This window comes from Burkholderia sp. LMG 13014 (genome assembly GCF_905232215.1).
GTDB lineage: Bacteria > Pseudomonadota > Gammaproteobacteria > Burkholderiales > Burkholderiaceae > Burkholderia.
The window spans coordinates 1-2,870 of the sequence record NZ_CAJNKE010000683.1 but is presented as its reverse complement, the minus strand read 5'-3'; the positions used below and the strand labels follow the sequence as shown (position 1 = coordinate 2,870).

General features: G+C 66.4%; 4 protein-coding genes. 2 read left to right on the top strand and 2 right to left on the bottom strand.

Annotated features, from left to right (window positions below):
- Positions 1 to 340: DUF2486 family protein (locus JYJ84_RS33055; protein WP_205190010.1), on the top strand; the 340-nt coding region annotated here is incomplete at its 5' end.
- A 149-nt stretch (positions 341 to 489) separates the two neighbouring features.
- Here JYJ84_RS33055 and JYJ84_RS33050 read toward each other — a convergent pair.
- Positions 490 to 816 carry a c-type cytochrome gene (locus JYJ84_RS33050; RefSeq protein WP_122946048.1) on the bottom strand — a complete coding sequence of 109 codons (327 nt, stop codon included), beginning with the start codon at positions 814 to 816 and terminating at the stop codon, positions 490 to 492.
- A gap of 127 nt (positions 817 to 943) precedes the next feature.
- Positions 944 to 2,617 carry a dihydroxy-acid dehydratase gene (gene ilvD, locus JYJ84_RS33045; protein WP_175223042.1) on the bottom strand — a complete coding sequence of 558 codons (1,674 nt, stop codon included), beginning with the start codon at positions 2,615 to 2,617 and terminating at the stop codon, positions 944 to 946.
- 135 nt (positions 2,618 to 2,752) lie between these two features.
- Between ilvD and JYJ84_RS33040 the strand changes: the two genes are divergently transcribed.
- The coding region (locus tag JYJ84_RS33040; protein WP_205190011.1) for a LysR family transcriptional regulator at positions 2,753 to 2,870 on the top strand (118 nt) is incomplete at its 3' end.

The following is a 2,870-nucleotide window of genomic DNA, read 5'->3' as shown; positions in this document are numbered from 1 at the left end:
GCACGAAGCGATCGGGCACGCGCGAGAGGCGCACTTGCCGGAGGCCGTCGTACCGGTCGCCGCGCCGCAGCCGGATACGCAGGCCGCCGCCGGGCTGGCGCCGGAAGATGCGCAGCACATCGCCGAGCGCTTGCGCAATCGCCTGACGAACTATCTGACCGGGGAAGGGCGCGACGCCATCGAAGCTCGCTGTCGCGACGCGCTGCATGAGCATTCGGCCTGGCTGGTCGGCCAGATCACGCGCGAAGTGGCGCTGGCGCTGGAAACCGAGGTAATGGACTGGGTTCGCGACGCGGTCGACGAAGAGATCGCACGCCGCCGTGCCGGTCATGCCGGTTGAGCGTGCGGACGTTCCGGTAAAAAACGGGGTGCGATTCCAGTAAGAGGTGGTGAAACCGCCGGCGAGGCACTGCACCGGTCAGCCGGGGCAGGCCCGCTTGTCGGCGGAACCCGGCACGGCGGCTATTCCTGCCCGGATCCGGTTCAGGTTCAGCGCACCGACAGCACCCATTGCGCGAGCGTGTGGGCTTCGGTGGTCGTCAGTTGCGTATTGGCGGGCATCGGCACGCTGCCCCAAACGCCGACGCTGCCTTTCACGATCGATTGAGCAAGGTAGTCGACGGCGTCGCCGCGCGCCGCATACTTGCTGGCGATGTCGCGGAACGACGGGCCCATCAGCGGCTTGCCGATCGCGTGGCAGGCCATGCAGTTCTTGCGCTGGGCAAGCGCGAGCCCGTCGGCCTGGTCGGCGCGCGCCGCCGCCGCGCTGCCGATCAACAGCATGGCGAGCAGGGCGCGCAATATCGAGTGTTTCATGCGGTTCTCCGCCGGCGGGGACGGCCGGCTACATGGTCCGCGCATTATAAAAGCAAAGGGAAGGCGCGTTTTGCGCGTTCCCCCGGCGGCCATGTTTATCGGGGTCGCATGTTTTGATGCGCCGGCGTCAACCGGTGACGGCACCCTGGTTTGCCGGGCGCGCAAGCGCAGCGAATTTCGCGAGCACGCCGCGCGTGTAGCGCGGCGCCGGCTGTTGCCATGCGGCGCGGCGGCGCGCGAGTTCCGCGTCGTCGACGTTCAACTGCAGCAGTAACTGGTGTGCGTCGATCGTGATCGAGTCGCCTTCCTGCACGAGCGCGATCGTGCCGCCGACGAACGCTTCGGGCGCGACGTGGCCGACCACCATCCCCCAGGTCCCGCCCGAGAAGCGGCCGTCCGTGATGAAGCCGACCGATTCGCCGAGCCCCTTGCCGATGATCGCGGAGGTCGGCGCGAGCATTTCCGGCATGCCGGGGCCACCCTTCGGGCCGAGGTAGCGCAGCACGAGGATGTCGCCCGCGTGGATCCGGTCGCCGAGAATCGCATCCATCGCGCTCTGCTCGTCGTCGAATACGCGTGCCGGCCCCGTGATCACCGGGTTCTTCAGGCCGGTGATCTTCGCGACCGCGCCGTCTTCCGCGAGATTGCCCTTCAGGATCGCAAGGTGGCCTTCCTTGTACAGCGCACGGTCGATCGGGAAGATCACGTCCTGGTCCGCGCGCGGCACGCTCGGCACGTCCTTCAACTCGTCGGCGAGCGTGCGGTCGGTGATCGTCATGCAGTCGCCGTGCAGCAGCCCCGCGTCGAGCAGGATCTTCATCACCTGCGGAATCCCGCCGGCGCGATGCAGGTCGGTCGCGACATATTTCCCCGACGGCTTCAGGTCGCAGATCACGGGCACGCGCTTGCGGATGCGCTCGAAGTCGTCGATCGTCCAGTCGACCTCGGCCGCGTGCGCGATCGCGAGATAGTGCAGCACCGCGTTGGTCGAGCCGCCCGTCGCCATGATCACCGACACCGCGTTCTCGATCGATGCCTTCGTGATGATGTCGCGCGGCTTCAGGTCGCGCTTCACCGCTTCGACGAGCACGCGCGCCGATTCGGCGGCCGAGTCGACCTTCTCCTGGTCGGGGTTCGCCATCGTCGACGAATAGAGCAGCGACATCCCGAGCGCCTCGAACGACGAACTCATCGTGTTGGCGGTGTACATCCCGCCGCACGACCCCGACGTCGGGCAGGCGTTCTGCTCGACGCCTTCGAAATCCTCCTGCGACATCCGGCCTGCGGTGAATTCGCCGACCGCCTCGAACGACGACACGATCGTCAGCTCGCGGCCTTTCCAGTTGCCGGGGCGGATCGTGCCGCCGTACACGTAGATGCCCGGCACGTTCAGGCGCGCGAGCGCGATCATCCCGCCCGGCATGTTCTTGTCGCAGCCGCCGACGACGACCACGCCGTCCATCCATTGCCCCTGCACGCAGGTCTCGATGCAGTCGGCGATCACTTCGCGCGACACGAGCGAGTACTTCATGCCTTCGGTGCCCATCGACATGCCGTCCGAAATCGTCGGCGTGCCGAAGATCTGCGGGTTCGCGTCGGCCGCCTTCACGGCCGCGACGGCCGCGTCCGACAGGCGCTGCAGGCCAGAATTGCACGGCGTGATCGTCGAATGGCCGTTCGCGATGCCGACCATCGGCTTGTCGAAATCGTCCTTCTGGTAGCCGAGTGCGTAATACATCGAGCGGTTCGGCGATCGGGCCACGCCTTGCGTGATGTGCTTCGAGCGACGGTTGTAAGCCATGGGGGACTCCATCGTTGTCTGGGCAACGCCGGTGAACGGCGTGCCGGTTCGGATCAATCAAGCATGGAGTTTCCGGATTGGGATGTCCAATATATTATTTGTCGCTTATTAAGTCGTTTATCGAATGAGTGAGCCATGGCCGATCCGACTCCCGACCTGCGCCAGTGGCGCTATTTCGCGACCGTCGCCGACGAGCGGCACTTCGGCCGCGCGGCCGAACGCCTGTCGATGACGCAGCCGCCGCTGTCGCAGG

What these genes read in the sequence shown, in the direction of transcription:
- ilvD (WP_175223042.1), bottom strand. Translation starts at nt 2,617, where the DNA reads ATGGCTTACAACCGTCGCTCGAAGCACATCACGCAAGGCGTGGCCCGA.
- JYJ84_RS33050 (WP_122946048.1), bottom strand. Translation starts at nt 816, where the DNA reads ATGAAACACTCGATATTGCGCGCCCTGCTCGCCATGCTGTTGATCGGC.